Origin of the sequence: Claveliimonas monacensis (genome assembly GCF_014982975.1) — a bacterium.
Lineage (GTDB): Bacteria > Bacillota > Clostridia > Lachnospirales > Lachnospiraceae > Claveliimonas > Claveliimonas monacensis.
The window spans coordinates 24,041-48,176 of the sequence record NZ_JADCKL010000015.1 but is presented as its reverse complement, the minus strand read 5'-3'; the positions used below and the strand labels follow the sequence as shown (position 1 = coordinate 48,176).

25 protein-coding genes are annotated in these 24,136 nt (G+C 51.4%); 23 read left to right on the top strand and 2 right to left on the bottom strand.

Annotation, left to right across the window (positions count from 1 at the left end; all coding sequences use genetic code 11):
• Positions 1 to 3 precede the first annotated feature (3 nt).
• The 7 genes from INF30_RS13470 (at position 4) to thiI (ending at position 7,232) form a co-directional block, all read left to right on the top strand.
• Positions 4 to 1,086, top strand: a complete 1,083-nt coding sequence (locus INF30_RS13470; RefSeq protein WP_226395589.1) for a DnaJ C-terminal domain-containing protein — start codon at positions 4 to 6, stop codon at positions 1,084 to 1,086.
• 249 nt (positions 1,087 to 1,335) lie between these two features.
• The gene (locus INF30_RS13465; RefSeq protein ID WP_226395588.1) at positions 1,336 to 2,154 is read left to right on the top strand and encodes a DNA-3-methyladenine glycosylase family protein; all 819 of its coding nucleotides are present in this window, start codon (positions 1,336 to 1,338) and stop codon (positions 2,152 to 2,154) included.
• 289 nt (positions 2,155 to 2,443) lie between these two features.
• Positions 2,444 to 3,007, top strand: coding sequence for a manganese efflux pump MntP (locus tag INF30_RS13460; RefSeq protein WP_076778104.1), 564 nt, complete (start codon positions 2,444 to 2,446; stop codon positions 3,005 to 3,007).
• A gap of 59 nt (positions 3,008 to 3,066) precedes the next feature.
• Complete coding sequence (gene prmA, locus INF30_RS13455) at positions 3,067 to 4,020, top strand: 50S ribosomal protein L11 methyltransferase (RefSeq protein WP_226395587.1); 954 nt, start codon at positions 3,067 to 3,069, stop codon at positions 4,018 to 4,020.
• Complete coding sequence (locus INF30_RS13450; protein ID WP_076778100.1) at positions 4,021 to 4,758, top strand: 16S rRNA (uracil(1498)-N(3))-methyltransferase; 738 nt, start codon at positions 4,021 to 4,023, stop codon at positions 4,756 to 4,758.
• A gap of 75 nt (positions 4,759 to 4,833) precedes the next feature.
• Positions 4,834 to 5,991, top strand: coding sequence for a cysteine desulfurase family protein (locus tag INF30_RS13445; protein WP_226395586.1), 1,158 nt, complete (start codon positions 4,834 to 4,836; stop codon positions 5,989 to 5,991).
• A 56-nt stretch (positions 5,992 to 6,047) separates the two neighbouring features.
• Entirely contained in the window at positions 6,048 to 7,232 is a 1,185-nt protein-coding gene (thiI, locus tag INF30_RS13440; RefSeq protein WP_076778095.1) for a tRNA uracil 4-sulfurtransferase ThiI, read from the top strand.
• Positions 7,233 to 7,344: 112 nt separating this feature from the next.
• On the opposite strand, the gene INF30_RS13435 is transcribed toward thiI, so the two are convergent.
• On the bottom strand, positions 7,345 to 7,575 hold the full coding sequence (locus tag INF30_RS13435; protein ID WP_033125872.1) for an HPr family phosphocarrier protein: 231 nt from the start codon (positions 7,573 to 7,575) through the stop codon (positions 7,345 to 7,347).
• 153 nt (positions 7,576 to 7,728) lie between these two features.
• Here INF30_RS13435 and mtaB point away from each other — a divergent pair, with 153 nt between their 5' ends.
• The 8 genes from mtaB (at position 7,729) to INF30_RS13395 (ending at position 14,244) form a co-directional block, all read left to right on the top strand.
• On the top strand, positions 7,729 to 9,033 hold the full coding sequence (mtaB, locus tag INF30_RS13430) for a tRNA (N(6)-L-threonylcarbamoyladenosine(37)-C(2))-methylthiotransferase MtaB (protein WP_226395585.1): 1,305 nt from the start codon (positions 7,729 to 7,731) through the stop codon (positions 9,031 to 9,033).
• Positions 9,034 to 9,090: 57 nt separating this feature from the next.
• Positions 9,091 to 9,354 (top strand): IreB family regulatory phosphoprotein, encoded by a 264-nt coding sequence (locus tag INF30_RS13425; RefSeq protein WP_033125870.1) that lies wholly within the window; start codon positions 9,091 to 9,093, stop codon positions 9,352 to 9,354.
• Between the two features lie 6 nt (positions 9,355 to 9,360).
• Entirely contained in the window at positions 9,361 to 9,810 is a 450-nt protein-coding gene (gene ruvX / locus INF30_RS13420) for a Holliday junction resolvase RuvX (protein WP_076778090.1), read from the top strand.
• 27 nt (positions 9,811 to 9,837) lie between these two features.
• Complete coding sequence (locus tag INF30_RS13415; RefSeq protein ID WP_226395584.1) at positions 9,838 to 10,095, top strand: DUF1292 domain-containing protein; 258 nt, start codon at positions 9,838 to 9,840, stop codon at positions 10,093 to 10,095.
• Between the two features lie 6 nt (positions 10,096 to 10,101).
• Positions 10,102 to 10,563 carry a Fur family transcriptional regulator gene (locus tag INF30_RS13410; protein ID WP_076778086.1) on the top strand — a complete coding sequence of 154 codons (462 nt, stop codon included), beginning with the start codon at positions 10,102 to 10,104 and terminating at the stop codon, positions 10,561 to 10,563.
• A gap of 29 nt (positions 10,564 to 10,592) precedes the next feature.
• Positions 10,593 to 12,266 carry a ribonuclease J gene (locus INF30_RS13405; RefSeq protein ID WP_076778083.1) on the top strand — a complete coding sequence of 558 codons (1,674 nt, stop codon included), beginning with the start codon at positions 10,593 to 10,595 and terminating at the stop codon, positions 12,264 to 12,266.
• A gap of 98 nt (positions 12,267 to 12,364) precedes the next feature.
• The gene (locus tag INF30_RS13400) at positions 12,365 to 13,018 is read left to right on the top strand and encodes an O-methyltransferase (protein ID WP_226395583.1); all 654 of its coding nucleotides are present in this window, start codon (positions 12,365 to 12,367) and stop codon (positions 13,016 to 13,018) included.
• The gene (locus INF30_RS13395; RefSeq protein WP_226395582.1) at positions 13,015 to 14,244 is read left to right on the top strand and encodes a peptidase U32 family protein; all 1,230 of its coding nucleotides are present in this window, start codon (positions 13,015 to 13,017) and stop codon (positions 14,242 to 14,244) included. Before INF30_RS13400 ends, INF30_RS13395 begins: the two co-directional genes overlap by 4 nt.
• A gap of 22 nt (positions 14,245 to 14,266) precedes the next feature.
• Here INF30_RS13395 and sigK read toward each other — a convergent pair whose 3' ends face one another.
• Positions 14,267 to 14,884: an RNA polymerase sporulation sigma factor SigK gene (gene sigK, locus INF30_RS13390; RefSeq protein WP_226395581.1), complete on the bottom strand. Its 618-nt coding sequence runs from the start codon at positions 14,882 to 14,884 to the stop codon at positions 14,267 to 14,269.
• Between the two features lie 375 nt (positions 14,885 to 15,259).
• Between sigK and INF30_RS13385 the strand changes: the two genes are divergently transcribed.
• From INF30_RS13385 to INF30_RS13350, 8 genes are all read left to right on the top strand, one after another.
• Positions 15,260 to 16,804 carry a YifB family Mg chelatase-like AAA ATPase gene (locus INF30_RS13385; RefSeq protein ID WP_226395580.1) on the top strand — a complete coding sequence of 515 codons (1,545 nt, stop codon included), beginning with the start codon at positions 15,260 to 15,262 and terminating at the stop codon, positions 16,802 to 16,804.
• Between the two features lie 35 nt (positions 16,805 to 16,839).
• Positions 16,840 to 17,955 (top strand): DNA-processing protein DprA, encoded by a 1,116-nt coding sequence (gene dprA / locus INF30_RS13380; RefSeq protein WP_226395579.1) that lies wholly within the window; start codon positions 16,840 to 16,842, stop codon positions 17,953 to 17,955.
• 46 nt (positions 17,956 to 18,001) lie between these two features.
• Positions 18,002 to 20,077, top strand: a complete 2,076-nt coding sequence (gene topA, locus INF30_RS13375) for a type I DNA topoisomerase (RefSeq protein WP_226395578.1) — start codon at positions 18,002 to 18,004, stop codon at positions 20,075 to 20,077.
• A 95-nt stretch (positions 20,078 to 20,172) separates the two neighbouring features.
• The gene (codY, locus tag INF30_RS13370) at positions 20,173 to 20,955 is read left to right on the top strand and encodes a GTP-sensing pleiotropic transcriptional regulator CodY (RefSeq protein ID WP_076778068.1); all 783 of its coding nucleotides are present in this window, start codon (positions 20,173 to 20,175) and stop codon (positions 20,953 to 20,955) included.
• Positions 20,956 to 21,028: 73 nt separating this feature from the next.
• Complete coding sequence (locus INF30_RS13365; protein WP_226395577.1) at positions 21,029 to 21,328, top strand: hypothetical protein; 300 nt, start codon at positions 21,029 to 21,031, stop codon at positions 21,326 to 21,328.
• Between the two features lie 126 nt (positions 21,329 to 21,454).
• Positions 21,455 to 21,739, top strand: a complete 285-nt coding sequence (locus INF30_RS13360) for a co-chaperone GroES (RefSeq protein ID WP_033125856.1) — start codon at positions 21,455 to 21,457, stop codon at positions 21,737 to 21,739.
• Positions 21,740 to 21,806: 67 nt separating this feature from the next.
• Positions 21,807 to 23,426, top strand: a complete 1,620-nt coding sequence (groL, locus tag INF30_RS13355; RefSeq protein ID WP_087172744.1) for a chaperonin GroEL — start codon at positions 21,807 to 21,809, stop codon at positions 23,424 to 23,426.
• Between the two features lie 130 nt (positions 23,427 to 23,556).
• Positions 23,557 to 24,051 carry a DUF6106 family protein gene (locus tag INF30_RS13350; RefSeq protein WP_076778062.1) on the top strand — a complete coding sequence of 165 codons (495 nt, stop codon included), beginning with the start codon at positions 23,557 to 23,559 and terminating at the stop codon, positions 24,049 to 24,051.
• Positions 24,052 to 24,136: the final 85 nt, after the last annotated feature.

The window sequence follows — 24,136 nt, the reverse complement described above, 5'->3', positions numbered from 1 at the left end:
GAGATGGAAGCAAAGAGAGACTACTATGAAGTGCTTGGCGTTGACAGAAACGCGGATCAAAATGCGATAAAGAAAGCGTACCGGAAGCTTGCAAAGAAATATCACCCGGATACAAATGCGGGAAATCCACAGGCAGAACAGAAGTTTAAAGAGGTAACAGAGGCCTACACGGTGCTCAACGACCCGGAAAAGAAGAAGCTGTATGACCAGTTTGGGCATGCGGCCTTTGACGGGACCGGAGCCGGAGCGGGGGCAGGCGGCTACACCGGAGGCGCCTATAATACCGGCAACGGCGGCTACAGAGAATTCCATTTCGAAAACGGCAATATGGACGATATATTTGATGACCTGTTCGGAGATATTTTCCACGGGAAAAACAAAGGAGGATTTTCCGGTAGCTTCCACACTGGAGACGGGAGCGGCTTCCGCCAGTCCTACTACGGAGGGACCGGCGGCTTTGGACGTGGCGGCTTCGGAGGCGGCTCCTTCCGGCAGAAGGGCTCTGACCTGCGGGCGCAGACCGAGGTGTCCTTTGACGAGGCAGCCTTTGGATGCGATAAGATCATTACCTTCCAGGACCCGTCCGGGTCGGGCAATGCCCAGACTCTGCAGGTCCACATTCCGGCCGGCATTGACAGCGGCAAGAGCATCCGCCTGAAGGGCAAGGGTATGCCGGGAACCGGCGGTGGTGAGCCGGGCGACCTTCTCCTTAAGGTACAGGTGGGGACAAAGCCGGGCTTTGAGCGGAAGGGAATGGATGTGTACACCACTGTGCAGATTCCCTTTACGACGGCTGTATTCGGCGGCGAGGCCCTTGTAAATACGATCTACGGAAATGTCATGTGCAAGATCCACGAGGGCACCCAGTCTGGCACAAAAATCCGGCTGCGGGGCAAGGGGATTGTCTCTATGAAGGACCCGGCTGTACACGGCGACCACTATGTGACGGTCCAGATCCAGGTTCCCAGGAACTTAAGCCAGGAGGCCAGGCAGAAGCTGAGAGAATATGAGCGGGCAGCAGGCGGCTCTGGAAGACAGGGAAGCGGCGGCCACGGCACAAGTGCCCACGGAAGAAATGCGGCATAAGCCATTTTGACATAGATACAGATAGATATACAGATAAGGCGTCTGAGTTTCCAGGCGCTTTTTTGTGCGATACGCCCGGAGGGCGACCGCCGTGCTTGCACGAGCGGGCATCCGACGGGTAACGGCGCTGACCGTAGCGGAGCGGAGACCATCGAACGGCGCACCTGCGCACATTGATTTTGGATTGCAAAAGCAACTCTTTACCTGTAAAATCATAAAAAGACAAAAGAGCGATAAGAGAGGAAGACCATGATAACAGTTACAAAAGAGCATTTTTCCCCGGGGCAGATTCTGGCGTCCGGCCAGTGCTTTCGCATGGAGCAGACAGAGGAAAACGTCTATGAGGTGATCGCAGGGGACAGGTACCTCAGGATCCGGCAGACGGAGGAGCCGGACACCTGTCTGTTCTACTGCGGGGAGGAAGAATATCAGACATTCTGGAGGAGATATTTTGATCTGGATGGCTGCTATGAGGACTACCTGCGGAAGATAGATCCAGCGGACACATACCTTGCCGCTGCTGCAGAATATGGAAGCGGGATCCGCATCCTGCAGCAGGATCTCTGGGAAATGATCCTGACATTTGTGATCTCGCAGCAGAATAATATCCGGCGGATCCGGGGAATCATCCGCACTTTGTCAGAGAAATATGGGCGGGAATGCAGATCCGCAGAGGGGAGGATCTATTACGCCTTTCCGGCCCCGGAAGAGTTTGCCGGTGTCTCGGAAGAAGAATTCCGCGCCTGTGGTCTTGGCTATAGGAGCCGTTACTTTGTTTCCGTGGTGCGCAGTGTTCTGGAAAAAGAAGTGGATCTTGAGGCTGTGAAACATATGGACTACCCGAAGGCCAGGAAAGAGCTTATGAAACTGTGCGGTGTGGGAGGCAAGGTGGCGGACTGCATCTGCCTGTTTGCCCTTCATCATCTGGAAGCGTTCCCTGTGGATACGCACATAAAGAAAGTCCTGGCTGCCCGGTATCCGGAAGGGTTCCCGTTTGACAGGTACAAGGGATTTCAGGGGGTGCTTCAGCAGTATATTTTTTATTATGATCTGAATGGCAAAATGTAAACTGAAAAAGAGGGGAAGTTGATAAAAATTGTTGACAAGCCCCGCCTTCCTTTTTATAATGAACAGAAGTGATAAGGGAGTAGTTGGCGTGTGAGCGCAGTACTGTCAACATACTGATGCCCCGGGCATCTGGCATTACTTGAAATAATGAGACTTATCCGCGCAGAGGGAATCTCTGCCGCGGGTGGGTCTTTTTTTGCGCGGTGTGCTGCTCCTGCTGCACCACGCGCTGCGGGGACGGGTTTTGTGTTCCGCGGCGGAACAAAAGAAGATAAAAGGAGAAAGAATAATGGGACTGATCGAACTTTTTCTGATGGCGGTGGGGCTGTCTATGGATGCTTTTGCCGTGTCAGTCTGTAAGGGCCTCGCCATGAAAAAATGTACCTGGACCAAGGCGGGGGTCGTTGGACTTTATTTTGGCGTATTTCAGGCGGGAATGCCGGCTGTAGGGTATCTGCTGGGGAGCCAGTTCAAGGAGGTCATCACCTCTATAGACCACTGGATCGCCTTTATCCTGCTGGGACTGATCGGTGTCAGCATGATCAGGGAAGCTTTTGGTGAGGAGGACTGTCAGGAGGCGGATGATTCCCTGGATGTGAAGACCATGCTGACTCTGGCGGTAGCCACCAGCATCGATGCGTTGGCGGTGGGGATCACATTTGCTTTCCTGCAGGTGGAGATCGTGCCTGCGGTGTCTTTCATCGGAGTTACGACTTTCATCATTTCCGTGGCGGGCGTGAAGATTGGCAATGTATTTGGCTCCCGCTGGCAGAAGGGAGCCCAGATCGCAGGAGGTGTGATCCTCATCTGTCTGGGTGTGAAAATCCTCGTTGAGCATTTGGGACTCATATGATAAACTGATGTGGAAAGGAATGTCCCGCAAAAAAGAGGCGGGAACAGTGGTGAGACGGTATGAAATGGAATAAATTTCGCTTGAAGACAACGACTGCGGCTGAGGAGATCGTCAGCAGCTCTCTCATGGAGCTGGGCATCCAGGGAGTGGAGATCGAGGATAAGATCCCTCTTACCCAGTCGGACAAGGAGCAGATGTTTGTGGACATCCTTCCCCAGACAGAGGCGGACGACGGTGTGGCTTACATCACGTTCTATCTGGAGGAGGAAGATGACAAGGAAGAGATGCTCTCCAGGGTGCGCCAGGAGCTTGAGGAGATCGCGGCCTTTGTGGATATCGGGGAGGCATCCATCGAGGAGTCCCAGACAGAGGACGTGGACTGGGTGAACAACTGGAAACAGTATTTCCATCAGTTTACGGTGGACGATGTGCTGATCATCCCTTCCTGGGAGGACGTAAAGCCGGAGGATGAGGACAAGCTGATCATCCACATCGATCCGGGCACAGCTTTTGGGACTGGTATGCATGAGACGACACAGCTGTGTATCCGTCAGCTGAAAAAATATGTGGAGCCGGGCATGAAGATCCTGGATGTGGGCTGCGGCAGCGGCATCCTGGGAATGCTGGCCCTGAAGTTCGGCGCCGGTTATTCTGTGGGGACAGATCTGGATCCCTGCGCCATTGATGCCACCCACGAGAACATGGCTGTCAACGATATTGCCAGGGACCAGTATGAAGTCATGATCGGAAACATTATTGACGATAAAGACGTGCAGGACAAGGTGGGGTACGGTCAGTATGATATTGTGGCAGCTAACATTTTGGCGGAGGTGCTTGTCCCGCTGACGCCGGTGATCCAGGATCAGCTGAAGAGCGGCGGCATTTATATCACAAGCGGGATCATCGATGACAAAGAGGAGACTGTGGTGGAGGCTGTGAAGGCGGCAGGCATGGAACTTTTGGAAGTGCACCACCAGGGCGAGTGGGTCTCTGTCACAGCGAGGAAAAAATAGATGCAGCATTTTTTTGTGACACCGGATCAGGTGGAAAAGCCATACATTTATATAGAAGGTTCTGATGTGAACCACATGAAAAATGTGCTCCGCATGCGGGCAGGGGAGAAGCTGGAAATCAGCGACGGAGACAACCGTAAGTATGTGTGCCAGGTCTGTGACTATGTGGAGGGCCGGGCGCAGCTTGAGATCCTGGAGGAGAGAGAGCTGGACACAGAACTCCCTTCACAGATCTGGCTGTTCCAGGGGCTTCCCAAAAGCGACAAGATGGAGCTGGTGGTACAGAAGGCGGTGGAGCTTGGCGCCTACGCGGTGGTTCCCGTGGCGGCAAAGCGCTCTGTGGTAAAGCTTGACGGCCCCAAGGCGGAGAAAAAAGTAAAGCGGTGGAACGAGATCGCCAAGAGCGCGGCCAAGCAGGCAGGGCGGGGGATCATCCCGGAGGTGAAGAGCGTGTGCAGCTTCGACGCGGCTCTTAAGGCGGCAGGCAGCCTGGATGTGATCCTCTTTCCCTACGAACTGGCAGAGGGCATGGACTATACGAGAAAGGTCATAGAGGAGATACAGCCGGGCCAGTCTGTGGGCATTTTTATCGGGCCTGAGGGCGGCTTTGAGCGGGAAGAGGAAGAGAAGGCGCTGGAGGCCGGAGCCAGGGTGATCACCCTGGGAAGGCGGATCCTGCGCACGGAGACAGCGCCCCTTATGGTGCTGTCTATCCTGGGCTATCACCTGGAGCCATAGCCGGCTGGAGAACAGATGGCACCTGCGGCTTTGCGGTGCATAAATTAATAGTAAAAAGTACAGGAGTGATCTTTGATGGAAGTTTATCTTGATAATTCTGCCACCACCCGGGCGTATGACTGTGTGGGGGATCTTGTGCGCAAAGTCATGTGCCAGGACTACGGCAACCCCTCCTCCATGCACGCCAAGGGAGTGCAGGCGGAACATTATATAAAAGAGACAAAAGAGATACTGGCAAAACTCTTGAAAGTGAAGGACAAGGAGATTGTCTTCACATCCGGAGGCACGGAGAGCGATAACCTGGCCCTCATTGGTGCGGCCAGGGCCAACAGGCGACGGGGAAACCACCTGATCACCTCCTCCATCGAGCATCCGGCGATCCTGAACACCATGCGCTATCTGGAGGAGGAAGAGGACTTCCGCGTCACCTTCCTGCCGGTGGACCGGTACGGGAGAGTGAAGCTGGAGGCTCTGAAGGAGGCCCTCTGTCCGGAGACCATCCTTGTGTCCATCATGTACGTGAACAATGAGGTGGGATCCGTGCAGCCTGTCCAGCAGGCAGCTGATATAGTAAAGGCATATAATAAAGATATCCTGTTCCATGTGGATGCAGTCCAGGGATTTGGAAAATACAGGATTTATCCCAAAAAGGAGAAGATTGACATGCTCTCCTTAAGCGGGCACAAGATCCACGGTCCCAAGGGAACGGGTGCTCTCTATATCGGAGAGCAGGTGAAGATAAGGCCCATCGTCTTCGGGGGAGAGCAGCAGAAGAATATCCGCTCCGGAACGGAGAACGTGCCCGGCATTGCAGGCCTTGGCCTGGCGGCGAAAACGATCTACGACGGTCTGGAAGAGAAAGTGGCCCGTATGCGGGCGCTGAAAGCCCGGTTCATCGAAGGCGTGCAGAAGCTGGATGATATTACCATCCACGGCCTCTACGATGAGACCAGCGCGCCGCATATTATCAGTGTTGGATTCGCCGGGGTGAGAAGTGAGGTTCTGCTGCACGCGTTGGAGGAGAAGGGGATCTACGTGTCCTCCGGCTCAGCCTGCGCCTCCAATCATCCAGCCATCAGCGGCGTGCTGAAGGGGATCGGAGCCCAGAAGGAGTATCTGGATGCCACCCTGCGTTTCAGCATGTCAGAATTTACAACAGAAGAAGAGATTGACTATACACTGGAAACCTTATATAATTTAGTACCAGTATTGCGCAGATACACAAGACGGTAACAGCGCCGGGGCTGGGACCGTTTGTCTGCGCCACAGGAAGAAAAGAGGAAAAAACCATGACATTTCACACTTTTTTGATCAAGTACGGTGAGATCGGGATAAAAGGAAAGAACCGCTACATGTTCGAGGACGCCCTGGTGCGTCAGATCCGCTATGCCCTGCGGGGAGCGGACGGAAGCTTTAAAGTGTATAAGACAAGAGGCAGGATCTATGTGGACTGCGAGGGGATCTACGACTATGACGAGGTGACAGAATGTCTTCAGAAGGTCTTCGGCATTGTGGGCATCTGCCCTGTGGTGCGGCTGGAGGACCAGGGATTTGAACAGCTGAAAAAAGACGTGGTTGCCTACATGGATGAGCTGTATCCGGACAAAAACATCACCTTCAAGGTGGAGGCAAGGAGAAGCCGGAAGAATTATCCCAAGAACTCCATGGAGATCAACTGCGATATCGGTGAGGCTATTTTAGATGCGTTTCCCGAGATCCGGGTGGATGTGCACCATCCGGATGTGATGCTGAATATTGAGATCCGGGAGGACATCTATGTATACTCCAGGATCATTCCGGGCCCGGGAGGTATGCCTGTGGGAACCAACGGAAAGGCCATGCTCCTTCTGTCCGGCGGTATTGACAGCCCGGTGGCAGGCTACATGATCGCAAAGAGGGGCGTTGCCCTGGAGGCCACCTATTTCCACGCGCCGCCCTACACAAGTGAGAGGGCCAAGGAGAAGGTGGTGGATCTGGCAAGGATCATCGCAGCCTACGCGGGACCGATCCGTCTCCACGTGGTGAATTTTACAGACATTCAGCTCTACATCTATGACCAGTGTCCCCACGATGAGCTGACCATTATCATGAGAAGATATATGATGAAGATCGCGGAGCACTTTGCCAAAGAGGATGGCTGCCTCGGACTGATCACAGGCGAGAGCATCGGCCAGGTGGCAAGCCAGACCATGCAGAGCCTGGCGGCTACCAATGAAGTGTGTACGCTGCCGGTGTACCGGCCGCTAATCGGTTTTGACAAGAAGGAGATCGTGGAAGTGTCTGAGAAGATCGGCTCCTACGAGACATCCATACAGCCCTTCGAGGACTGCTGCACCATCTTTGTGGCAAAACATCCGGTGACAAAGCCGAACATCAACATCATTCACAGGTCAGAGGAAAATCTGGCAGAGAAGATTGATGAGCTGGTACAGACAGCCATTGAGACAGTGGAGATCATAGACGTGCAGGGATAGGAGCGCTTTTGTTTTGTGGGGGAGTCCGAAGGGTTTCTCCACAAAATAAAAAATACGCCGGAATGTCAGAACATTTCGGCGTATTTAATATGTTCGCTGTAAACCTGTCCGATTATACAAGGTATGGTTTCAGAGTCTCAAGCACTTCATCGATGCCTGCGTCAGCGTGGATGTTCAGGTCGATAGGCTTGGACAGATCCAGGCTGAAGATACCCATGATAGATTTTGCATCGATTACGTATCTTCCGGATACAAGATCAAAGTCATAATCAAATTTTGTAATATCATTTACAAAAGATTTTACTTTGTCGATTGAGTTTAAAGAAATTTGTACTGTTTTCATTGGAATAACCTCCTTGATTTCTTAATCAGTTTCTATAATCATCTTAAGAGCTGAAAGGTTAAAAGTCAAGGAACAATTTGCCAAAGAATTGGGACAAATTTCGTTAAAGCATACAACAATTTACACGAGAACAGAAGAAAAGAGAGGATGAAAATGAAAAAGGCAGCACTTCACAATCTGGGATGCAAGGTAAACGCATATGAGACGGAAGCTATGCAGGAAATACTGGAGCAAAGTGGCTACGAGATCGTGCCCTTCCACGAGAAGGCGGATGTCTACGTCATCAACACCTGCACAGTCACGAATATGGCAGACCGCAAATCCCGCCAGATGCTCCACCGGGCAAAAAAGCTGAATCCGGACGCTGTGGTAGTGGCGGCCGGATGCTATGTCCAGGCCAAGGAGGGGGAAGTCGATGCCTGCGTGGATATTGTCATCGGAAACAACAAAAAGCATGAGCTGGCCTCCATTCTGGAAGAGTATTTCAGAGCCAGAGAAGGAGAGCAGGCAGGGGCAGGATGGAAGGAGATCATCGACATCAGCCATACCCCGGAGTACGAGGAGATGCGCCTGACCCGCACAGGCGAGCATACCCGGGCTTACATCAAAGTGCAGGACGGCTGCAACCAGTTCTGTTCCTACTGCATCATTCCCTACGCAAGGGGGCGGGTGCGCAGCAGGCGCAAGGAGGATGTGGTGTCCGAGGTGCGGACGCTGGCAGAAAGCGGCTACAAGGAAGTAGTGCTGACCGGTATTCATTTGAGCTCCTACGGGCTGGATCTGGATCAGGGGGAGGACCTGCTCTCGCTGATCTGTGCCGTCCATGAGGTGGAGGGGATTTGCCGGATCCGCCTGGGTTCCCTGGAGCCAAGGATCATCACAGAGGAGTTTGTGAAGACAATCGCCTCCCTGCCCAAGATGTGTCCTCATTTCCATCTCTCTTTGCAGAGTGGCTGCGATGAGACGCTGCGGCGCATGAACCGGAGGTACACGACCCAGGAGTACTATGAAAAATGTCAGCTTCTGCGGCAGTATTTTGACCATCCGGCTCTGACCACGGATGTGATCGTGGGATTTCCCCAGGAGAGCGAGGAGGAGTTTGAAAAGTCCATGGCCTTTGTGGACAAAGTGGACTTCTATGAGACCCATATTTTCAAGTACTCCCGACGGGAGGGGACGAAGGCTGCCGCCATGGACGGACAGGTGCCGGAGCAGATCAAAAATGCCAGGAGCGCCAGACTCATTGCCCTTGGCAGGCGCAAGCAGCAGGCTTATGAGGAGCGGCTCATAGGAACCTGCGTGGAAGTCCTGATGGAGGAGGCCGTGGAGAGAGAGGACGGCATTTACCAGGTGGGACACACGAAAGAATATGTGAAAGTCGGACAAAAAACGACAGAGAATTTGTCAAATCAGTTGATAAATGTAGAAATTGAGAACCGTTTACAAATAATTCATTGAATTTCAGATTGGAATAGAGTAGAATAAATATGAAGTATTTTTGGAGGACGTGAGTATATGAAAGAATTAACCAACACCCAGTTTTTCCAGGTAGAAAGCGGCCCGCAAATTCAGGCAAAAGATATACTTGAGATTGTGTACAAGGCATTAAGTGAGAAAGGCTATAATCCGGTCAATCAGATCGTCGGTTACATCATGTCAGGTGATCCTACCTATATCACAAGCCACAACGGCGCCAGGAGCCTGATCATGAAGGTGGAGCGGGACGAACTGGTAGAAGAGATGCTGAAAGCGTATATCAAGTATCACGGATGGGAATAATTTTTTATGAGAGTGATGGGACTGGACTATGGCTCTAAGACAGTGGGGGTGGCTGTGAGCGATCCCTTAGGTCTTACAGCCCAGGGAATTGAGACCATCTGGCGCAAGGACGAGAACAAGCTGAGAAAGACATGTGCCCGGATTGAGGAGCTGATCCGGGAGTATGAAGTCGAGAGCATTGTACTCGGGCTGCCGCGCCATATGAACAACGACGTGGGAGATCGGGCGGAAAAATCTTTGGAATTCGGTGAGATGCTGCGCCGGCGTACTGGCCTTGAGGTCATTATGTGGGACGAGCGTCTGACTACGGCAGAAGCAGAGCGGACTTTAATTGAGAGCAACGTAAGAAGGGAAGACCGCAAGAAATACATTGACAAGATTGCGGCTGTTTTTATATTGCAGGGATATCTGGACTCGAAATACCATGAGGCGGCCATCAGTAAGGACCGTCTTTAAATACTGGATTTTTTGAGGTGTATTGTAATGGAAAAAATTAAATTTCAGTCTGACGGGATGGAAGAGGCAGAATTTTTTGTCCTGGAGCAGACAAAGATCAATGGAACGTCCTATATTCTGGTCACAGACTCAGAAGAGGGAGACGCGGAGTGTCTCATCTTAAGAGACAGATCAGAGGCAGAAGATACAGACAGCATTTACGAGATCGTAGAGGATGACACGGAGCTTTCCGCTGTGTCGAAAGTGTTTGAAGAACTTCTTGAGGATATCGAGATAGAAAGGTAATGTACTATGTCTATAAGCCAGGAAAAATTCAAAGAGATGCTGAAGGAGAAAGGTCTGAAGGTGACCAATCAGAGGCTCCTTGTTCTGCAGGTGCTTGCAGAGCACGGAGATGAGCATATGACCGCGGAGGATATCTTTGAGCTGGTCAAGGAAGATTACCCGGAGATCGGTCTGGCGACCATCTACCGGACAGTCCAGCTCCTTCTGGACATGCAGCTTGTGGACCGGATCATGCTGGATGACGGATGTGTGCGGTATGAGATCGGAGATTTTCTGGATGAACAGGAGGGACATCGTCATCACCATCATCATCTGATATGCACGGAATGCGGAAACGTCTCTGCGTTCAGAGACGATCTTCTGGAAGATCTGGAAGCCTACATTGAAAAAGAGACAGGCTTTCAGGTGACAGATCATGAACTGAAATTTTACGGCGTGTGCAGAAAATGCCGTGAAGAAAAAGAATAACGGAAAAATAAACCTATGGAGGTGTAAGCTTGAAGAAAGAAAACAATGGAAAATTGCGCATCATTCCGCTTGGGGGCCTGGAGAAGATCGGAATGAATATTACTGCCTTTGAGTACGGAGACAGTATTATTGTGGTGGACTGCGGTCTTGCGTTCCCTGAGGATGACATGCTGGGAATTGACCTGGTCATCCCGGATATTACCTATCTGAAGGACAATATCCAGAAAGTCAAAGGTTTTGTGATCACCCACGGACACGAGGACCACATAGGTGCCCTCTCCTATGTGCTGCGTGAGATGAACCTTCCCATTTACGCTACAAAGCTGACAATGGGTATTATTGAAAAGAAGCTGACAGAGCACAATCTGCTGCGGTCTACCAGAAGAAAAGTGGTAAGATTTGGACAGTCTATCAATCTGGGACAGTTCCGGATCGAGTTTATCAAGACAAACCACAGTATCCAGGATGCGTCAGCCCTTGCCATCTACTCCCCGGCAGGTATCGTGGTACACACAGGAGACTTTAAGGTGGATTACACACCGGTCTTCGGAGATGCCATTGACCTGCAAAGATTCGGTGAGATCGGTAAAAAGGGCGTGCTTGCTCTTATGTCAGACAGTACAAACGCAGAGCGTCCCGGATTTACCCAGTCAGAGAGAACGGTGGGACATACATTTGACCACCTCTTTGCAGAGTACAAGAACACAAGGATCATCATTGCCACCTTTGCGTCCAATGTGGACCGTGTGCAGCAGATTATCAACTCTGCTTACAAGTATGACAGGAAAGTAGTTGTGGAAGGCCGGAGCATGGTGAACATCATCTCCACAGCCCAGGAGCTTGGCTATCTGAACGTGCCGGACAAGACCCTCATCGAGATCGACCAGCTGAAGAACTATCCGCCGGAGAAGACCGTGCTCATCACCACAGGAAGCCAGGGAGAGTCCATGGCAGCCCTGTCCAGAATGGCGGCGGACATTCACAAGAAAGTGACCATTATGCCCGGAGACACAGTTATCTTCAGCTCGAACCCCATTCCGGGAAATGAGAAATCTGTCTCCAAGGTCATCAACGAGCTTTCCGAGAAGGGTGCGAACGTGATCTTCCAGGATGCCCACGTATCCGGACATGCCTGTCAGGAGGAGTTGAAGCTGATCTACTCCCTTGTAAAACCGAAGTACGCGATCCCGATTCACGGCGAATTCCGTCACAGGAAAGCCAACGCAGGCCTGGCCCTGTCTCTTGGCATTCCAAAAGAGAATGTCTTTATGCTGCAGTCCGGCGATGTGCTGGAGCTTGACAGCAAGGAGGCCAAGGTGGTGGACAAGGTGCACACCGGAGAAGTGCTGGTAGACGGACTTGGCGTCGGCGATGTTGGAAATATTGTCCTTCGTGACCGCCAGCACCTGGCGGAGGACGGTATCCTCATTGTGGTCATGACCCTGGAGAAGGGAACCAACCGGCTCCTGGCCGGCCCGGACATCGTATCCCGCGGTTTCGTCTACGTGCGGGAGTCCGAGGGACTGATGGAGGACGCAAGGAAAGTCCTTGTGGACGCAGTGGACAACTGCCTCCACCGCCAGAGAGGCGCGGACTGGAGCAAGATCAAACTGGTTGTCCGTGACACGATGAACGAGTTCATCTGGAAGAGGACAAAGAGAAGACCGATGATTCTGCCGATTATTATGGATGTTGACAGATAATTTAAAAAAGTGTAAAGAGGGACGTAATACTTTTTAAAAGTATTACGTCCCAAATTAACGTAACTGGTGTGTAATTGTGTATAGACTGGTGTGCAGATATGATTAATGACGAGAGAATTACGACTTTTATCCACTCTCTGGAGACGCCGGAATGCCCGGCGCTGGAGGAGATCGAGGAAAAAGCGCTGGCAGATCACGTGCCCATTATCCGAAAGGAGACCCAGAGCTTTCTGAAGGTGCTGCTGCAGATCAAGAGGCCCCTAAGGATACTGGAACTGGGCACAGCTGTGGGCTTTTCTGCCCTGCTTATGAGCGAATACGCCCCGGAGGGATGCCGGATCACGACTATAGAGAATTATGAAAAGAGGATTCCCATTGCACGGGAGAATTTCCGGCGGATGGGGAAAGAAGAGACGATCACCCTTCTGGAGGGGGATGCCCTGGAAGTGATGAGAGGGCTGGAAGGCCCCTTTGACCTGATCTTCATGGATGCCGCAAAGGCGCAGTATATCCACTATCTGCCTGAGGCCTTCCGGCTTCTGGAAGAGGGGGGCGTCCTTGTGACAGATAATGTGCTCCAGGACGGAGATATTATGGAGTCCCGCTTTGCTGTGGAGAGACGGAACAGGACGATCCACAAGAGGATGAGGGAGTATTTGTATCAGCTGAAACACGATGAACGGCTGTTGACCAGCATTCTTCCCCTGGGAGACGGACTGGCAGTCAGCGTAAAGAAAGGAAAAACATTATGAACAGACATCCTGAACTGCTCATCCCGGCCAGCAGCCTGGAGGTGCTGAAGACAGCAGTGATCTTTGGCGCGGACGCAGTGTATATAGGCGGTGAGGCCTTTGGCCTGCGGGCAAAGGCGAAAAACTTTTCCAGAGAGGACATGGCGGAGGGAATCCGATTCGCCCACGAGCACGGCGTGCGGGTGCATGTGACAGCCAATATCCTGGCCCACAATGACGACCTTCTCGGTGTGCGGGCGTACTTTGAGGAACTTAGGGAAATGAAACCGGATGCCCTCATCATTGCTGATCCGGCAGTCTTTGAGATAGCCAAAGAAGTCTGCCCGGAGATCGAGAGACACATCAGCACCCAGGCCAACAACACCAACTATGGAACCTACAATTTCTGGTGGAAACAGGGCGCTAAGAGGGTGGTGTCCGCCCGGGAACTTTCTCTTAAGGAGATCAAGGAGATCCGGCAGAACATACCGGAGGATATGGAGATCGAGAGCTTTATCCACGGAGCTATGTGCATCTCCTATTCAGGCAGATGTCTCTTAAGCAACTATTTTACCGGAAGAGATGCCAACCAGGGGGCCTGTACTCATCCCTGCCGCTGGAAATATTCCATTGTGGAGGAGACAAGGCCCGGGGAGTACATGCCTGTCTATGAAAATGAGAGAGGCACGTTTATCTTTAACTCCAAGGATCTGTGCATGATCCAGCACATTCCCGAGCTCATTGATGCAGGCATCGACAGCTTTAAGATCGAGGGAAGGATGAAGACCGCACTCTACGTGGCCACAGTGGCCCGGACCTACCGGAAGGCCATAGACGATTACCTGGAGGACCCGGCTCTCTACGAGAAAAATATGCCCTGGTATCTGGATCAGATATCCAACTGTACCTACCGCCAGTTCACAACGGGATTTTATTTTGGAAAGCCGGATGAGAGTGCCCAGATCTACGACAATAATACCTATGCTAAGGACTACACCTATCTGGGTATCATTGGCAGCGAGAAAGACGGGCTTTACCAGATCGAGCAGAGAAATAAATTTTCTGTGGGTGAGCAGATCGAGATCATGAAGCCGGACGGCAGAAATGTGGAAGTGACGGTGCGCCGGATCGTAAATGAGGACGGACAGGAGCAGGAGAGCGCGCCCCACGCAAAACAGACCATCTATGTGGATTTGGGAGCTGAGGCAGACCTCTATGACATCTTGAGAAGAAAAGAAGAAGCATAACAGACAAAATGGCTGCGGGAGTTTAGAAATAGTCCCGCAGCTTTTCTATTGCGCTCTTTTCAATCCTTGAGACATAAGAACGGGAGATCCCAAGTTCCTTGGCAATCTCCCGCTGTGTAAATTCATCTCCATTGTAGAGACCATACCGCATTTTCAGAACAATCCGTTCCCGGGGAGAGAGAACGGTTTCTATCCTGGAATAGAGGAGCCGGACATCATCGCTGAGTGCGACTTTTTCATGGGCATCATCTGTGTCTGACTCGATGATGTCAAAGAGCTGTATTTCATTTCCCTCCCGATCCGTACCGATGGGCTCATAGAGGGACACATCCCGGGCAGACTTCTTCCTGGTGCGCAGGTACATGAGAACTTCGTTTTCTATACATCTTGCGGCGTAGGTTCCAAGCCGCACAGCCTTGTCAGGGTTGAAGGTCACCACTCCCTTGATGAGGCCGATTGTCCCGATAGAGAGAAGATCCTCCGTCTCCTCGTCCATGGACTGATATTTTCGGACAATATGTGCCACAAGACGCATGTTCCGCTCGATCAGAATGTGCTTCGCTTCCTGGTCACCTTCCGTATATTTCTGCAGGTAATATTGCTCTTCGGCCGCTGTCAGTGGTTGGGGAAAGGATTTCAAATGAAGCACCTCTCTGGCGTGGTTAATTACAGTCTATGTCAAAAAGAGGTGTTTTGTGCTTTTCCAAAAGGAAGAAGAAAATTATTGTTGGACTGGAGCGTGGCGGGAGATTATTATCAGCTTTAAACAACAGTGTTATCTAAGGAGATATCAGAGGGAAAATGGACATTTTTTCTGATATTTCCTTTAAAAAGCAAAAAATGCTTGATAAGTCTACGTAATGAGCGTATACTAAACATACTTTCTTAGATTCACTTTATTATCAGTTCATTGTTTTGATGATCTTTTATGACAGGGCATATCGCCCGGACGATTTCAAAAAGAAACAGGCAGACAACAGCAAAATGCAGTACGGTAGACAAAGGAGGAATGCCTATGAGTCTTGGTATGGTCTATTCTGCGGCCCTTCACGGCATGGAGGTGAAATTCATCCGCGTGGAGGCGGATCTGAGCAATGGCCTGCCCATGTTCCACATGGTGGGCTATCTGTCCTCGGAGGTAAAGGAGGCAGGGGAGCGGGTGCGCACGGCAATCCGCAACAGCGGTCTGGAGATCCCGGTGAAGAAGACAGTGATTAACCTGTCTCCCGGCAGCGTGAGAAAGAGAGGGGCTTCCTTTGACCTGCCCATTGCCCTGGCTATCCTGGCGTCCCAGAATCTGGTCAGGCAGGAGGCACTGGAGCGTGTGCTGACGGTGGGGGAGCTGGGGCTGGACGGCAGCATCCGGGATGTGCCAGGTGTCCTGCCCATTGTGTGGGAGGCGAGAAAGCAGGGATACCGGCTGTGCATTGTGCCGGCGGGCAATGAGGCGGAGGCAGCCCTTGTGGAGGGAGTCCCTGTGCTGGCAGCAGGCAGTCTGGCCCAGCTTCTGGATCTGCTGGAGGGGAATAAGCTGCCGTCTGGAAAAAGGAAGACGGCCATCCAGAAGGGGAAGAATGCAGAGACCGCGTTTGTGGGAGATTTCCAGGAGGTGAGGGGGCAAGGGGCTGTGAAGAGGGCTGCGGAGATCGCTGTGGCAGGCGGCCACAATTTTCTCATGGTGGGCCCGCCGGGCAGCGGGAAATCCATGATCGCCAGACGGATTCCTACGATACTGCCGCCCCTTGAGATGGAGGAGGCGCTGGAGATCACGAAGATATACAGTGTCCAGGGAATGCTGGAAAAGGATACGCCGCTCATACGACACCGGCCATTCCGGGAGGTGCACCACACAGTCACAAAGGCGGCTCTCATAGGCGGCGGGCTGATCCCGGCCCCGGGGGAGATCTCCCTGGCTCATAAAGGAGTTCTCTTCCTGGACGAGTTGACAGAATTCTCCCGCCCTGTGCTGGAGGTGCTGCGCCAGCCTCTGGAGGAGAAGAGAATACGCCTCACCAGAAAACAGGGAGTGTACGAGTTCCCGGCGGACTTTATGCTGGCAGCGGCCATGAACCCGTGCCCCTGCGGATACTATCCGGATGCAGGCAGATGCACTTGTACGCCTGCCAGCATCAGCCAGTATCTGGGCAAAGTCAGCCAGCCTTTTCTTAGCCGCATCGATATCTGCATGGACACCCCTGCTGTGGAGTACAGGAACCTGCAGGGAAGCGCCGGGGAGGAGACATCGGAAAAAATACGACAGAGAGTGTGCCTGGCGAGAGAGAGGCAGCTTTGGCGGTACAGAGCGGAGCCGTGGAAGACAAACGCCTCGCTTCCAGCCAAAAAGATACCGGAATACTGTGCCCTGGGAGACAAAGAGGAGGCCATCATGGAGCATGCCTTCCAGAAGATGGGCCTTACCGCCAGGACCTACCACAAAGTGCTGAAGGTGGCAAGAACTATTGCGGATCTTGACGGAAAAGATAAGATCCAGTCCTGCCATCTGTCGGAGGCTATCGGCTATCGGCTGCCGGATACAAAATACTGGGGCAATCTGTGCTGACAGAGACTGAGAAGGCAAAAGGAGGAGAGTGCGCAATGAAGTATGAATACTGGCTTTCCTGTATCCGTCCTCTGGCAGGGAAGAAAAAGGAGCTGCTCAGGAGCAGTGTGGGGAGCGCCAGAGATGTATATTATATAGAAGAAAAAAAGCTCCGGGAGATGGCTTTTCTGACAGAAAAAGACAGGGAGACCATCCGGAACTTCCAGAAAAAAGGAGATCTGGAGACAGAATATGACAGGCTGCTGGAGCGAGGAATCCGTCTTGTAGCCTGTCATGATCCGGCTTATCCAAGGCGCTTGAAAAGGTCTGCCGGGTATCCCTACGCTCTCTTTGTGAAAGGCCGTCTGCCCGACGATGACAGACTCTCCGTGGCTATTGTGGGGGCCAGGCAGTGCAGCGCCTACGGGGAGAGGCAGGCGCTGCGCTTTGCAGAGTATCTGGCAGGTCGGGGCGTCCAGATCATAAGCGGCATGGCCAGAGGGATTGATGGCGCGGCAGGAAGAGGAGCCATAAATGGAGGGGGCGACACATATGCTGTACTGGGGTCCGGAGTGGATGTGTGCTATCCTGCGCAGAACAGGGGACTCTACGCGGATATTACGAACAGGGGAGGCATTCTGTCTGAGCAGCTCCCGGGAACAGCCCCCAGGAAGGAGCATTTCCCCGCCAGGAACAGGATCATCAGCGGGCTTGCGGACGCTGTCCTTGTGATGGAGGCCAGGGAGCGCAGCGGTTCCCTGATCACGGCGGACATGGCCCTGGAGCAGGGGCGGGATGTGTATGCCCTGCCTGGGCCTGTGGACAGTACTCTTAGCAAAGGCTGCAACCGGCTGATCCGGCAGGGGGCGGGGATCCTTCTTGGCCCCGAGGAACTGCTGGAGGAGATGGTCAGTGAACCCGCCCTGGCAGCTCTTCTGCCGGGCGAAAGGGAGGGGCAAAGGGAATGTGAAAAATCAGACAAAAATAAAAAAGTGCTTGAAAGTGCCGAAAATATAGTGTATAGTTGCCTTGGTCTGTATCCCAGAGACACCAGTTCGCTGCTGGAAGAGACAGGACTTTCGCCGGCAGCCCTCATGGAGACGCTGGTCGCTCTGCAAATCAGGGGATACATTAAGGAAATTTCAAAAGGCTACTATATCCGGACCAGCTGAGCGGAGGGATATAGGCAGCAAGAGGTATTGGAGGAAGAAAATAGAAATGGCTCATTATCTTGTAATCGTGGAGTCTCCTGCAAAAGTGAAGACGATCAAAAAATTCCTGGGAAGCAATTATACAGTGATGGCTTCCAATGGGCATGTGCGAGACCTGCCCAAAAGCCAGCTCGGAATTGACGTAGAGCATGACTTTGAGCCCAAATATATTACAATACGCGGGAAAGGAGAGATCCTTGCAAGCCTTCGGAAGGAAGTCAAGAAAGCTGACAAGGTGTATCTGGCGACTGACCCGGACCGGGAGGGGGAAGCCATCTCCTGGCATCTGTGCAAAGCCCTGAAGCTGGAGGATAAGAAAACCTACCGCATCAGCTTTAATGAGATCACCAAGAACGCGGTGAAGGCATCCATCAAGAACGCCCGCGAGATCGATATGGATCTGGTAGACGCCCAGCAGGCCCGCCGGGCCCTGGACAGGATCGTGGGGTACGAGATCAGCCCTCTTCTGTGGGCTAAGGTCAAGAGGGGCTTAAGTGCCGGACGTGTCCAGTCTGTAGCTCTGCGTATCATTGCAGACCGGGAGGATGAGATCAACGCGTTCATACCGGAGGAGTACTGGACCCTGGAGGCTATCCTGAATGTAAAAGGGGAGAAGAAACCCCTCCGGGCTAAATTCTACGGCACAGAAAAAGAGAAGATGACCATCCGTTCTAGGGAGGAGCTGGATAAGATCCTGAATGATCTGGAAGGTGCGTCCTACAGCGTGGAAGAGGTGAAAAAGGGCGAGCGGTACAAGAAGGCGCCGGTGCCCTTCACCACCAGTACCATGCAGCAGGAGGCGTCCAAGGTCCTGAACTTTGCCACCCAGAAGACCATGCGGATCGCCCAGCAGCTCTACGAGGGAATTGATATCAAGGGCAACGGCACAGTAGGTCTGATCACCTACCTGCGTACAGACTCCACCCGTGTGTCCGATGAAGCGGAGAGCAGTGTCCGCGAGTTCATAGGAAAAAGTTACGGGGAGCAGTTTGTGGCCACCAGCACAGCAAAGCAGTCTGACAATAAGAAGATCCAGGATGCCCATGAGGCCATCCGCCCCACAGATGTGACCAGGACGCCGGCAGCCATGAAGGACTCTCTGACAAGGGATCAGTTCCGCCTGTATCAGCTGATCTGGAAGCGTTTTGTGGCAAGCCGCATGCAGCCCGCAAAATACGAGACAACGTCTGTGAAGATAGATGCGGATGACTACCGCTTTACAGTGGCAGCCTCCAAGGTCGTTTTTGAGGGCTTCCGCACCGTGTACACAGAGTCCGACGAGGAGAAGGAAGAGGCCAATGTACTCCTGAAAGGGTTGGATGAGAATTCGGTCCTCACCAAGAAGGAGTTTGATACAAAACAGCATTTCACACAGCCGCCGGCACACTACACAGAAGCGGCGCTGGTAAAGACGCTGGAGGAGCTTGGGATCGGACGCCCAAGTACCTACGCTCCGACTATCTCCACCATCATTGCCAGAAGATACGTGGCAAAGGAGAACAAAAATCTGTATCTGACAGAGCTTGGAGAAGTGGTAAACAATATCATGAAGCAGTCTTTCCCGGCCATTGTGGATGTGAACTTTACAGCCAACATGGAAGGACTTCTGGACAAAGTAGCAGAGGGGAAAGTAGAGTGGAAGTCTGTTATCGAGAACTTCTACCCGGATCTTGACGAGGCGGTGAAGACAGCGGAAAAAGAGCTGGAGACTGTGAAGATCGAGGATGAAGTCACAGACGTGATCTGCGAGGAGTGCGGCCGCAACATGGTTGTCAAGTACGGCCCCCACGGCAAGTTCCTGGCCTGTCCAGGGTTCCCGGAGTGTCGCAACACAAAACCGTACCTTGAGAAGATTGGCGTCAAATGTCCGCAGTGCGGCAAGGACATTGTGATCCGCAAGACCAAGAAGGGCAGAAGGTACTATGGCTGTGAGGACAATCCGGAATGTGATTTTATGTCCTGGCAGAAGCCGTCAGAAAAGAAATGCCCGAAATGCGGCGGATACATGGTGGAAAAAGGCAGCAAACTCGTCTGTATGAATGCGGAATGCGGATATAATGAAAACAAAAAGGAAAATTCATAGATATTATTTATAAAAAATGCGCATAAATTAACAGAGGATTGTTGATATTTCCAGAATTGTATGATAATATATTCAACAAAGGATGGAGGTTGCGTATGAGTGTACAATTATTAGATAAAACAAGAAAAATCAATAAATTACTGCACAACAATAACTCCAGCAAGGTTGTCTTTAATGATATCTGTGAGGTGCTGACAGAAATCCTGGATTCCAATGTCCTGGTTATCAGCAAGAAGGGGAAAGTGCTCGGTGTCAGCAGGTGCAGTGGTGTAGGTGTGATCACGGAACTGATAAAAGGAGAGGTTGGATGCCACATAGACGAGATGCTCAATGAGCGTCTGCTGAACATCCTTTCCACAAAAGAGAATGTCAATCTGGAGACGCTGGGATTTTCCCAGGAGACAGCCAAGGGCTATCAGGCGATCGTCACCCCCATCGAGATTGCGGGAGAGAGACTGGGAACTCTGTTTATCTACAAACAGGGCGAATACTATGAGATTGACGATATTATTTTAAGTGAATATGGAACGATGATCGTAGGATTGGAGATGCTCAGGTCCGTCAATGAAGAAAATGCGGAGGAGACCCGCAAAGAACACATTGTCCAGTCAGCTATCAGCACACTGTCATTCTCAGAGCTGGAAGCCATCATCCATATCTTTGACGAACTGGAAGGCACGGAGGGCATACTGGTTGCCAGCAAGATCGCTGACCGCGTTGGAATTACAAGATCTGTTATTGTAAATGCGCTGCGCAAGTTCGAGAGTGCCGGCGTGATCGAGTCCAGATCATCCGGTATGAAGGGAACATACATTAAAGTAGTCAATGACTACGTATTTACAGAGCTGGAAAAGATCAAAGCCGAGAGAAATAAGTAGAAAACTGCAGAACAAACGAGAAAGAGAAAGGGTATCGGGAAACTGATGCCCTTCTTTTCGGAAGGAGGCTGTTATGTACGAGGGAAGCACTGCAATACTGAAGATGCTCCACGTCTATCTGGAGGGAGAGCCGATGGACGAAAACGAGTACAGGTGCCGGATCACAGAGTATGATCCGGAGAGAGAATATATGTATATGACACTGGAAGAGGGGGATCTGACAGGCATTTCCCTGGATGCGGAGTACGACTGCCGGATCTGCGAGGAAGATGTCAGCTGCCAGGGTTCTGTCAGAGAGCGGTATTTCGACAAAGAAGGGAGCCGGCTCGTCTTTTCTGTGGAAAACGGATTTTATAAAAATAATCTAAACTAAAATAAAGTGTGTTGACAAAATAAAAAGAGAGTGCTATTTTATTACTAGAGTTTATTAGCACTCTCTTTTTAAGAGTGCTGACAAATATATATTTTATATATTGATAGCTTAAAGGAGGAACCATTCATGAAATTAGTACCATTGGGAGACAGAGTTGTATTAAAACAGTTAGTTGCTGAAGAGACGACAAAGTCCGGTATCGTTCTGCCGGGACAGTCCAAAGAGAAACCCCAGCAGGCAGAAGTGATCGCAGTAGGCCCGGGTGGAGTGGTAGACGGCAAGGAAGTAGAGATGCACGTGAAGGAAGGACAGCAGGTTATCTATTCCAAATACGCCGGAACAGAAGTGGAACTGGACGAGGAAAGCTACATCATCGTAAGACAGAGCGATATCCTTGCAGTGATCGAGTAGAAAGCGGCATATCATACAGAATATAAGCATAGAAACTTAAATCGGAAAAACAGGAGGATTGATTATCATGGCAAAGGAAATCAAATACGGAGCAGACGCCAGGGCAGCGCTGGAGTCAGGCGTAAACCAGCTGGCAGATACAGTAAGAGTGACACTTGGACCTAAAGGAAGAAATGTTGTCCTCGACAAATCGTTCGGCGCACCTCTTATCACAAACGACGGTGTGACCATCGCAAAAGAGATCGAGCTGGAGGACGCTTTTGAGAACATGGGCGCACAGCTCATCCGTGAGGTTGCCTCCAAGACAAATGATGTGGCTGGTGATGGTACTACAACAGCTACTGTACTTGCGCAGGCAATGGTACACGAGGGGATGAAGAACCTGGCAGCAGGAGCCAACCCCATCGTGCTGAGAAAAGGTATGAAGAAAGCTACAGATAAAGCGGTAGAGGCCATCCAGGGCATGAGCAGCAAAGTGACAGGCAGAGATCAGATCGCAAGAGTAGCAGCTATTTCAGCCAGCGACGACGAAGTGGGCGAGATGGTAGCAGAGGCTATGGAGAAGGTTTCCAACGACGGTGTTATCACTATCGAGGAGTCCAAGACAATGAAGACAGAGCTGGATCTGGTAGAAGGTATGCAGTTCGACCGTGGATATGTATCTGCTTACATGTGCACAGACATGGATAAGATGGAGGCTAATCTGGAAGATCCATACATCCTTATCACAGACAAGAAGATTTCCAACATCCAGGAAATCCTTCCGCTGCTTGAGCAGGTTGTGCAGGCAGGTGCAAGACTCCTCATCATCGCTGAGGACGTGGAGGGCGAGGCTCTCACAACACTGATCGTAAACAAACTGCGCGGTACATTCAACGTGGTAGCTGTCAAAGCTCCCGGATATGGCGACAGAAGAAAAGCCATGCTGGAAGACATCGCTATCCTGACAGGCGGACAGGTGATCTCTGACGAGCTTGGACTGGATCTGAAAGAGACAACACTGGATCAGCTTGGACGTGCAAAATCCGTAAAAGTTCAGAAAGAGAATACAGTCATTGTAGACGGACTTGGAGAGAAAGACGCTATCCAGGCACGTATCGCTCAGATCAAAGCACAGATCGAGGAGACAACATCTGACTTTGACAGAGAGAAATTACAGGAGAGACTTGCCAAACTGGCAGGCGGCGTTGCAGTAATCCGTGTAGGAGCTGCCACAGAGACAGAGATGAAAGAGGCAAAACTCCGCATGGAGGACGCTCTTGCAGCTACAAGGGCAGCCGTTGAGGAAGGTATCATCGCAGGCGGCGGTTCCGCATACATCCACGCTTCCAAGGAAGTGGCAAAACTTGCTGACACGCTGGAAGGTGACGAGAAGACAGGTGCAAACGTAGTGCTGAAAGCTCTGGAGGCTCCTCTGTTCCACATCGTTGCCAACGCCGGACTGGAAGGCGCTGTCATCATCAACAAAGTAAGAGAGTCCGAGCCTGGACAGGGATTCGACGCATACAAAGAGGAGTATGTGGACATGGTGAAAGCCGGAATCCTGGATCCTGCAAAGGTTACAAGAAGCGCTCTGCAGAATGCTACAAGCGTGGCATCTACACTGCTGACAACAGAGTCTGTTGTTGCAAACATCAAAGAAGAGACTCCTGCAGCACCGGCAGGCGGCGGAATGGGAATGATGTAATCTCTTCCCCTCTTGAAAGAAATATGAAAATTTAGAAAACTCCCTTAGGGGAGTTTTCTTTTTGTATTTGGATGTGCTATAATGTCCACAGGTATATTCTGCCTGAGAAACTGACATTGGAGGAAGAAAGATGGGTGACTTCTATACAGAACAATTGATCAAAAAGAAGACCGACGGAAAGGATATAGCGATAAAAATTCTGCTGATCGTGCTGACAGTAATCAGCTTTTTTATCGCTTTTTTATTGCCCCTTTTAATTCTTGTGCCTATACTGTTCATCGTGGCCGACGTATTTCTGTTCAGAAGGATGGATGTGGAGTATGAATACATCTACATCAATGGGGATCTGGATATCGACAAGGTGATGCACAAGGAGCGCAGAAAGCACATGCTCTCTGTAAATGTGAAAGATGTGGAGATGCTTGCTCCGGAGGGAGCCTTCCAGCTGCAGTCCTACAAAGCAGGAAAGATCTATGATTACAGCAGCGGCATTCCCTCTGCCCCGAATCGCTATGTACTTGTATTTACAAGATCCGGGGAGACATTCAAGGTACTTTTTGAGCCAAACAGTGATCTGGTGGAGGGATTTTTCCTCATGGCTCCGAGAAAAGTAGTTCGGAAATAATCGGAATAATACGGGAAAAGTTGTTGACAAAGACGGCTGTCTTTGGGTATGATAGCAGTTAAACATAACAAAAGAAAGAGAGGAA